The following is a 10,265-nucleotide window of genomic DNA, read 5'->3' as shown; positions in this document are numbered from 1 at the left end:
TTATGGTCTACGTTGTAATTTGTTGTCAGCAATTTACAATCATGAGTTAGCTCTAGCCGATTAAAATTAAAACTTCTGATTATAACATATATCTTTTTTGCAAGAGGTCTATTAGAGAACCTTTAACAGAAATGGAATCCTTAATTCCCGGACTTGCCCCAACTTTCGCCCCACAACGGCCGGGAATTCAGACTAACAAAACCTTATTAGATCAAACTCCGGGCTCTTCTCAAAACCCCGAACAACTTAACTTAATAGAACCCGCAAGCGGGCCCGCATCCGAATTCAGTCGAACAGAAGCTGATGCTTTTATTATTAATAAAGCCTCCAATATTAACAGCATACCGGAGGCTAACACCAGCCCTCTGATAACTAACAGCACTCTCAGGGATACAACAAATTCTGAAGTTGACCCCCTAATTGGTAAACTCGACTCGGACTTAGGAGACCCCCTAACCAACCCAAATCGAATTGCCTCAAATAACGTTTCTTCTGATTCTAATAAATCTGCGACTGACATACCTCCAGTCAACTCGTCAATCAGCAGCTCAGAACTAAATAAAACCACAGCAGCTACAACCGCTGTTCCCGATCAATTGCTGGAAAATAAAACACAATTATCGCCAACCGCCTCCACAAAATCAGAACAAGATTCGGACAAAACATTACCAGTTGTAACTGCATCTACCACGAGCGAAAAAGCTTCCGACAAAACGCCATTACCCGCTACCGCTGAAACGACTTCAAAACCCGAAGAACACCAAACGCCTTTATCATCAGAGACTACACTCTTCTTCGAGTCATCACCAAACAAAATATCATCGGCAACTGCATCAACGTCTGACAATTCAGGAGAAAATACAACATCACCCGCAACTGCCTCAGCCACTGAAAACCCTGAACTAGATCGAACATTACCTGCAACTACATCAACGACTGATAAATCAGAACCAGATCGAACATCACCTGCAACTGTATCAACGACTGACAAATCAGAACCAGATCGAACATCACCTGCAACTGCGTCAGCTTCTGATAAATCAGAATCCAACAAAACCTCAGTTGCGACTACATCAACCACTGACAAATCCGAACCCAACAAAACTTCACCTACCGAAATCTCCACCACCAAAAACTTAGATACAGCCACTAATCTAGAACCCAATAAAACCTCAACCCCAGAACCAGATCAAACCTCAACTCCCCCAACCAACATCAACTTTGACTCAAACGCATTCAGTGTCGATGAAAAAGGAATAATCGGCATACAATTCACATCCGACGGCGGCTGGTATAGCGGACAACTAGCCATCGTCAGCCTACTCGGAATGGAAAAATTCGTTCCCGGTTCCGAGGCGTTCATCAAAGAAGCAGCAAGTCGAGCTTTAAGCAACTCGACAAAGGGCTACATCGCAATGGATGACGATTTAGAAGGAGCATATTACACCGATCCTAACAGCTCAGAAAACCTCAATTCCGGGCAATACCTCGGCACAAAAACATTTGCCATGACGCCTGGGGACAAATTCTTCTTCATGCTAGTACCCAACGGCACCGTACAGCAAGTATACGACAACCCCGCAATCGGCGGCGACAAAAAACCCCTATTTTCAATAGCTACAGACAATCCCAGCGACGGCTTCAGTATCGGTCAAATTGCCGATATTACAGGCGAAGGTCAACTCTTCGTCATGGAAGACATGGGGCTGATTCAAGGGAGCGATCGGGATTACGATGATATCACATTCCGAGTCACGGGCGCTATATCTAAAATCATTCCCCTCAGCCAATTAGTTGACCCCTTCTCCGCATCAATTCACTCCCAGTTAATTCAAAAACTGAAGGGTGAATCGGATAAATCCGATCCGAAATTTACCCGAGAATCAACTGTTACCAATTCCGGTGATAAATCCCAGGGAGAAACACCATCGATAACTGCTGATAACGACCAACAAAAACCTCAGCAAACAGAAACATCAACAGTTGGTAAATCCGACAGCCAAGAATCGCCAGCCACAGAAACATCAACAGTTGCTAACTCAGACAGCCAAGAATCGCCAGCCACAGAAACATCAACAGTTGGCAAATCTGATACTCAAGAATCGCAACAAATAGAACAAACAGCCTCTCCCCCAGAGACACCCAGTGTTAGCCCTAATGAATTAAATTCGGAAATAGAACGGCCAGTATCAGCAGAATCAATTGTCAGCGAGTCAGCAGATGCTGAATTAATTAAAACCGACACAACTGCAACTAATCGCATTCCTAAATTGCCGGCTTCAGCCGACTATGCTGTAAATAATGCTGCTTCCCCACCAACCGCTGAAACTCTGCTAATTCCCACTCCCATCGCGTCACAGCCTCCTGCAAAAACATCTGAGATTGCCGATAATTGGGGCGAAGAATTGCCAAGAGAAACCAATGACAATCTTCCTAATACTGCGTCACAATTGCCGACCCAAATTTCTGAGGTTATTCCCGCAGAAAAGGCTGCTGGTACTCAGGAAAATGACCGGGCTGTTACCGAAAACGCAGCCGAATTTGAAACTGAACAATTTTCCACAACAACCGCTGAGATTATTGCTACAGAAAAGGCTGTCGATTTAATTGAACATGATACCGCTTTCCCTGAAATAGCAGCCGAATTAGAAACAGAAAAATTGGCAACAAAAACTGAGTCAATTGTTGCCGCACCCGAAGCGGATGATACGGTTGAACGCGATATCCCTGTTGCTGAAATAACAGCAGAATTTGAAAGCAAACAATTGCCACCAAAAACAGACGACTTCGCTCTTGCAGAATTTACTGCGGATACAATTGATACGGACATGGCTGTCACCTTCACAGCAGCAGAATTAGAGACTGAAAACCCCCCGGGAATTGTCGTTAATTCTCTCGATACCAACCCGCTAATTTCTCACTCAAACTCTAGCGTACAAACCGATTCTCTAATATCGGCACTTTTCTCAACTCCATCAGAAACAGCAGCAGGTACGGCACAGATAGCCTCAGTCGAAACCAGCGTTTCACCCTCAACTCTTAAATCCCCACCCGAACCAAATTCAAACACTTATAATAGCAATTCAACTCCCACAGAAACTACCGTCGTCCAGCCCACGTATTCTGATACCGAAATTGCGCCAAAACCCGCAGATGTATCGAGCGGTTTGCTGCCGTTAGAGGCAGAAGAATCGGCTCAATTTTCGGACGGTATTGCAGACAGTCAATCTTATTCCACACAGAGTACAGGCAACTTCCAAAGCAATATCAATCCCCCAACAAATTTATCAATAACAACAACAGCCAATTTACCAATCCCCGGTACTTTCCTTGTAGATAACCAAGGAAAAGTCAAATTTGACTATGTATTTGATGGCGGCTCCTTTGAAGGCGAACTCGGAATTTTCAGCCTGGCCGGAATGTCCGCATTCACACCCGGTACTCCAGAATTTATCGCCGAAGCATCCCGTAGAGTTTTAAGCAATTCCACCGACGGACACATTGTAATTAGCGACTCTACAGAATCCGCAAAATTTACTGGTGCGATGCCATTCGACGGGGATTGGGGCAGCGGCGAATATCAGGGTATCAAAACTTTCTCCATGCTACCAGGCGACACCTTTGCCGTCATGTTAGTCCCCAATGGTACAGTACAGTCATCGCTTCAATCCTCGTATTCGGGAAATTTGTTCCCCGAAAACCGTCCCTTATTTAGTATCGCCACAGCCAATCCCAACGATACCGCTCATCTGCTACAAATAGCCGACATTACCGGCAGCGGCAACACCTTTGCCCTCGAAGATATGTCGCCTCCTAACTCGGACAGAGATTACAATGACCTAATCTTTAAAATTAGCGGCGCGACCGGAAACGCACCGCTGCTGGATACAGTCATCAACCCTGACAAAGAGTGGCGCAATACTCCGCTAGGACAACAATTACTCGCCGAAGCCAATCCCCCGAATTCTGACAACAATCCGCCCGTTGTTTCGCCGACAAGCGCTCGAACTTACACAGAATTAGAGACAACTATTTCATTAGACAATCTAGCCACAGATGCAGAGGGCGACCCTCTGACAATTAGCGTCCTCAATCCAGTAAACGGTACTGTAATTTTCAATCCCTTAACTAACAAAGTATCGTTTAAACCGGCACCCGGTTTCTCTGGAATTGCCAGCTTTGATTTCCTTGCCAGCGACGCTTTTGGGAGTTCAACTCCCGCGCGGGTAACAGTCAATGTCAGCGATGTTCCGCTGCTGAATCTAGATTTTGTGAAGCGAAATCCCCGACTGGATGCGGGAGAAAGTACGGAATTGATTGTGCTGGGAGATTTTGCCGACCAACAGAATGTCGTGCTGCCGGATTCTTATTTAACTTACACTTCATTCAATCCAGAAATAGCGCCAATAGATGCTGCTGGAAATGTAACGGGTTTGATCAACGGTACTTCAATTTTGAGCGCGAGTCGAAATAACTTGCAAGCAGTAACAGCAGTGCGAGTAGGAGAATTGCCAGCCCCAACCAACGATGCAGAATTCAATCAAGCATTAGCAGAGATTTATGGTTTGAATGTCTATCCCAAGGCAGTCACGATGACAGCCGGAATGGGGCGAGCGCTTTTAGTAGGAATTGACAAGATCATCCAATCCCCCGATTTGAAATTCGGTTCCACAGGAACTCGCTATTTCCCCGGAAACTCCAACTTATTGCAAGTGAATTCAGACGGCATTATTACTGCAATAGAAGAAGGAGTTACTAACGTTACCGTCATTCACGGAGCAGCCGAACAAGTCGTGCCAGTACGAGTCTCCCTGCCTGCCGCCGCCGGAACAATTTTAGGAGTAAATGGCGGTGCAGTTACTGGCAGTGACGGTTCAATTGTGATGGTGCCGCCCGGTGCTCTTGCCGAAAATACAGCTATTAGCTTGACATCTCTAAGCAGCAATGCTCTATCCCTACAACTTCCCGACGGTTTGCAGTTTGCCGGAGGCTTCAATTTAGACTTGGGTGATGAATCTCTGAAATTGCCCGCTCAATTAGCAATTCCAGCCCCCGCCGGCTTATCTCCCGGTACCGAAGTTTTATTCATGCGAAAAGGTTCGCTGCCGGATGCTAACAATATTCAAAACCCAACTTGGCTGATTCAAGAATCCGGCTACGTCGATGCCAACGGCACCATCCGAACCAATTCCCCACCCTTTCCTGGTGTTTTGGAAAGCGGCCAATATGCGATGTTTGCATTGCCCCTGGGGTTAGTAGGCGCTCCGACAGTTCAACAGTTGGTCAATCTCGGCATTTCGCAAGCCGCCACCGGTTCGCTGGCTGCTAGTGGCGGTACAGCAGCAATTAATCTTTCAACTAATTTCGGTCTCCAGAACACATTTTTAGCAGCAAATGCAGGTTTAATCGGTATCGCCGCCGCCACCGGAGCTCAATTCGCCGCGACAATCTTACTCCTTGCTTACTTAGCTAAATACCTGCAATCTGGATTGAAAGTCATCGCCATTCCACAAGTCGGTTTACCTGTAGTCACTCCTGCGGGTGTCGAACTCGATCCTGAAGGGATTCCCAGCGTCACAGCGACTTTAAATGTACCGACATTATTCCCAGCAGACCCCTTCGCACCTCCAGTGCTTCAAGGAGCTGAATTTAAGTTGGAAAATGGCTCCCCAGCAGTCGTCCTGACAGGCAGCAATTTCCTAAATAACTCCAATGATTTGGGCGGTAAATTTGAAGATTTAACAGTCAGTTTCCGCGTCGGTGACAAAACTTATCCCGGCATTTTGATACCGGATAAAAACACCGATTTAGGAGAAAATCTCTACAGAATTGCTGTCAAAATTCCGATTACCGTACCTGTCGGCGAATCCACTATTGTAGTGTCGAGAAAGCAGAAAAAACGCTTCGGAGTGGGTGCGGGAGATTACTCCATTGTGGAACTAGAAAGTGAAGAAAATATCCGCCTCGCCCCTACCTGCGTTGAATTGGCGCTGGTAACAGAACGTACGGGCGACAAAATCAACGTTATTAACCTCAAAGAGCCTTTATCAACTGTTGAAACCCAGACCAGCGATAAATTGGCGGTTGCTATTGACATTCCTGTAGGTAATCCCAATACATCAGACCGACCTGAGTCGATCGCGCCTACCAACAATGCTACCCGCGGCTACGTGACTCTGCGCGACACCGGCCGCGTGTCTGTGGTGGATTTGATAGCGCTGCGGGAGATAGACACTACTCCTGAAACGGAGACTGTAGATGCGATTAGCTTGCCCTCTGGAGCCAGACCGCAAGCTATTGTTATTGACCCCAAAGACAATTACGCTTACATTGCCGACCAGAATCGCCCCAACATCTACGTTCTCGACATCAATCCGAATTCGGCAACTTATCACACCGTTGTCCAAACAATTAACGTCACATCGCCGCTGGGACTGAGCCAGTTAGCTATCAGCAGCGACGGGCGGCGGCTGTTCGCCACAGGTTCCGACAATAACGAACAAACACCTAACCGCCGCATTTACGCTGTCAACATTGACCCCGCCGACAAACCAAGCGCTGAGGGTGCTAACGAGCGTCTGTGGCACCAGCAGATTGGAGTAATTCCCACCGCATCGGAGACAGAGGGCATAGCTGCTACTTCCGACCCGAGGAAAATGGTGTTTACCAACGGATTTGCTAGTGTCCTTGCCATAAGTAATGGGGAACAGATAAAGCTTCAGGATGACGGCAAGGGCTTCGGAGTGCTCGAAATTGAGTCTGATGACCCCCTCAACTTTAGTGCTGAAGTTCGCTACGCTCCTTTGTCGCTGGGCGCGGCTAATGACTACTTCGATGTCAACGAGGCAGTGGCTGTAACAGTAACGCAAGACGGGAAATATGCGTTTGTTGCCGGCCGCAACTCTAGGGCAAATGTAAATACGCGCGAGGGTGGAAATATAGGCATTATCGCAAACCCGCTGGGGCCCAATCCTCAATTGGTGGCTGCAACTCGACCGATTCCTGGCAGCTCAACTAACAACGTAGCGCTTTCGAGCGACGGCAAATATTTGATTGCTTCCTATCCCACCTTCGGTTTGGGAGGAAGTTCCTACGTTTTCGATGTTGAGGAAATGATTAAGGCTATAGAGAATCCGGGTAATTACAAGCTTGACGCCCGCGACAGGGGTGTGGGTAGCGTTGGTTTCGTGACTAACACTGAGCGAAATGCGACTGTTGCTGACCTCGCCCGCGTGCCGATCGATGATATCAACCCTCTTGTCAGTATTGCGGCTGATTACGAAATTACTGGGGGAAATTGGATTAATAACTTTGACTTTAGCGTCCCGGATGGCACGAAACGCGCTCCCATTGGTATCGGTGGAAATCCTAAAGGTTTGGCAATAGCGAATGCTAAAAACTGGTTGGAATTAAAAGGACCGATCGGGGATAGCAAGAATGATAGCAATCCTTTAACTCCTACTTTTAAGTGGGATTTGAAGGGTGAGAATGAACCCTGCGGTCTTCCTGGTTTTAAGCCCGATACTGATGTCGAGAAGGTCAATCTTTATGTAAGCGTTTTTCCGCAAGGGAAGGGCTTGTTGCCGGGCGATCGGTGGGATGGGTTAAATTCGGCTGGCGACAAAGATTACAATCCGAATCGGGTTCTGACTGCTCAATGGAAAAACGGTACGTGGACTTGGGATGGCGGGACTAAGACTGGTTCTTCAGAGGAGTTTACTCTTTCTAGCGATCGAATGTTGACAGCGGGTCAGCAATATCATTGGGCTGTGGAAGCTGTGACGAAGAAAGGGGAAAGAAAAGTCATCACCGACAAGTTTAAAACTTTACTGCCGACTCCCATTTCTGGTAGCAATACTTTCAGCAGCGTTACGGTGTTAACGCGAGGCTTAGAACCTCAACCTAATTTGATAGACCGCCAATTCGAGCAGATGGCTTCTCACCTGACTAAAGAAAATGGTTTGGTCATGCGTTACGATCGGGCTACTAACAAATGGGGGTGGCTGAATTTTGATGGCTCCACAACCTTCTCCCCTCCAACTCATAAATTTGGCGCACCACTGACACTAATCCCTGGATGGGAACAGCCACCAGAAGCAACCGCATTTAACTCTGGCTTTACTGAGGCAGCCGCAGATGCCTTTTTTGCTTCACTGGTAGCTTTAAATCAAGGTTTGGAAAACACCCTTTTCAATTCACCTATGCACTTTATTGGGTTTGGTCAGGGTGCAGCGATCAACAATGAAATTGTCCAGCGTTTGGGAAGTTATTTTCCCCTCGCTGGTGGTATTAGCCTTGTAAACCGCGACCTTCAGATGACAACGATCGATCCTCATGCTTTCGACCCAAATGAGTCGGTAACCTCCTTAAACAGCTTCCGCGATCCAGAAGTGCGAATCTGGGAAAATGTTACCTATGCCGATAACTATTATCAAGACGTTCCCGCTGTAGATACACAGGCAATTAATACCCCTGCTGGTCGGCGAATTGCGGAGGCGGATTGGAACGTACACCTTGGTGGTTCTGATGGCTTGAGCCGGATTGGATTTACTGAAAATAGCACGGATGGAAGGCCTCACCAAGCTCTAACTTGGTATGCAGGAACAGCTAACCTTAGCGGAAGTCAACTTCCCTCAAGGAATGGAGAGAGGATTTACCGTCGGCTTGGAGATCTGGAACTAGATAGTTCAGGCAATCCAACTACACCTACGTGGTACACACCCGACCATACTGATGCTAATTTTACTCACGGCGAACAGCAAGCTCCTTGGGAAGGTATCGGTACTGGCTGGTTTTACTCGGTACTGGGTGGTGGCTCTCAATTACGCCCCTATGATGCTAACGTAAGTAACCGTGTCCCCGTAACTGAGGACAATACCTACACAGACGAAATTATAGGTAACAAGATGCGAGGTGACTATGCAGTTCCCACCCTTTTCAATGGTAATTTTGACGCCAGCAAACGTTTTACATATCAGAGTGTTCCAGGCTGGTCTTTTTACAACTCTTTAAGTGTATCCGACAATCCTAATGTGTCGCAAAGACATCTGCACGAACGGGATGAGATTGATACCTTCTTAACCGAAGAGCAAAGAATATTAAACTACGGTTTGGCTGGACAAAACTATACCTTGAAGATGGGAGGGAATGATGGAGTTAAAGAAATAATTCATAATCTCTTTCTTGTCCCCGATCAAAACAGCTTACACGATAGTTTGAAGTTCAACCTGCACGTACCTGAAGACCAACTCGCTGCGGGAAGAAACATTACGGTTTCTATGCGAGCAGACGTAGCTGGTTACGAACAGTTTAGTTCAATAGGAACTATCAATTTAGAGCGAGGATCTGGAATAAATAGCTCTCCTACAGAGCTCGACAGCAATATTCGCAAGATCGGTTATGGTACTGAAGGCTTGGAAACTTTCTACCTAAATCTCCCGGAAGAACTGCGCGGTAAGGCAGCTTTACTCAAGTTTGAAATCAATGACGGCACTGTTTACCTTGACGATATTTCTTTTGGCAAGAAGTGGGAACCTTCTATGACTCTGGCTGAGGCTGAAGAATATACAAAAAATAGCTACTACAGCGGACGCACGCTCTATCATGGAACTAGCCCAGCGGGTGCTAGTAGTATTACGAATATTGGTGTAAATCCTGGTAGGTTCACAAGAGGTTTCTTCGGAGAAGGTTTTTATTTGACAAATCTGGAGGAGAGGGCTAAGGATTTTAGCAGTGATGAGAATGGCAATCCAACGCAGGGTCCGATATTAAAGATTATGCTGAACGTAAAAAACCCCAAAGTTTATCAGGATTTAACTGAATTTGATGAGCGGGTAGCTAATTACGGTCAGGAAACTGGTCTACAAGAACCAGAGCGGACGGTTAGATATGTAGAGGATCTCAAATCTCAGGGGTATGATGCGATCGCGACTAGAAGCCCAGAAATGATGCAATATCATTTAGTTTTTGACCCCAAACAAGTTGTTGTTGTTGAGGATTAATCAAATGGCTGAATATGCAGGATGCCGTGGCTGCCGTCACTATCTTCGCGTGTATGTAAACGGTATTCCAACTTGTCGCGCCTTTCCTGAAGGAATTCCACCAATTATTATCGTCGGAAAAGAACATACAAAACCTTTACCCGATCAGGACAATACAATTGTTTATGAACCAGCCGAAAAACCTTTTTGGCTGACGGAGTAACAACAAGAGTCAAAAGCCCCACCAAATGATGCAACATCATTTAGTTTTCGACCCCAAACAAG

At 46.5% G+C, this 10,265-nt stretch carries 2 protein-coding genes; both read left to right on the top strand.

The genetic code is table 11. The features are described 5' to 3' along the window. Positions 1 to 131: 131 nt before the first annotated feature. A complete protein-coding gene (locus QT973_RS10835) occupies positions 132 to 10,001 on the top strand; it encodes a DUF4114 domain-containing protein (protein WP_333391309.1) in 9,870 nt (3,289 codons plus the stop codon). 4 nt (positions 10,002 to 10,005) lie between these two features. Next, positions 10,006 to 10,203: a cytoplasmic protein gene (locus QT973_RS10830; RefSeq protein WP_333058353.1), complete on the top strand. Its 198-nt coding sequence runs from the start codon at positions 10,006 to 10,008 to the stop codon at positions 10,201 to 10,203. Positions 10,204 to 10,265 lie beyond the last annotated feature (62 nt).

The sequence above is a fragment of the Microcoleus sp. Z1_A1 genome (assembly GCF_036700305.1).
In the GTDB taxonomy this organism is placed as follows: Bacteria; Cyanobacteriota; Cyanobacteriia; order Cyanobacteriales; family Microcoleaceae; genus Microcoleus.
This window is presented reverse-complemented; position numbering and strand designations above follow the sequence as displayed.

Bases quoted from the DNA above. Each gene is read 5' to 3' on its own strand.
- QT973_RS10830 (WP_333058353.1), top strand. From the start codon at position 10,006: ATGGCTGAATATGCAGGATGCCGTGGCTGCCGTCACTATCTTCGCGTG.
- QT973_RS10835 (WP_333391309.1), top strand. From the start codon at position 132: ATGGAATCCTTAATTCCCGGACTTGCCCCAACTTTCGCCCCACAACGG.